This window comes from Campylobacter sp. 2018MI10, assembly GCF_018501175.1.
In the GTDB taxonomy this organism is placed as follows: domain Bacteria; phylum Campylobacterota; class Campylobacteria; order Campylobacterales; family Campylobacteraceae; genus Campylobacter_E.
In genome coordinates, this window is sequence record NZ_JAHCZD010000131.1 from 1 (window position 1) to 391 (window position 391).

Annotated in this window: 1 protein-coding gene; it reads left to right on the plus strand. The window is 36.1% G+C overall.

All coding sequences use genetic code 11. The annotated features are described in order from the left end of the window. Nucleotides 1-391, plus strand: a 391-nt coding sequence (locus KJR01_RS09995) for a flagellar motor switch protein FliM (RefSeq protein ID WP_502756460.1), incomplete at both ends; no start/stop codon positions are given.

Genomic DNA, 391 nt, shown 5'->3' on the forward strand with positions numbered 1-391 from the left:
GTCAAGGCGATAGCTATGAAGCTTCGCGTGAGCTTACGGATATTGAGCTTAATTTACTTGATTCTATTTTGCGTATCATTATGCAAAGGCTTAAAGAAAGCTGGGCTACCGTAACTGAAATTTATCCTAGTATAGAAGCTAAAGAATCAAGTCCAAATGTTGTGCAAATCGTATCTCAAAATGAGATTGTTATCATGGTAGTAATGGAAATCATCATAGGAAATTCAAGCGGAATGGTAAATATCTGCTATCCTGTAGTACATTTAGAAAGTATATTAAGCCGTTTAGCAAACCGTGATATTATGATGGGTGAAACCTCAGCCAAAAAATCACGTAACAAAGAGCTTAAAACTTTAATCGGTCGTGCTGAAGTGGTATATGAGGCAATTTT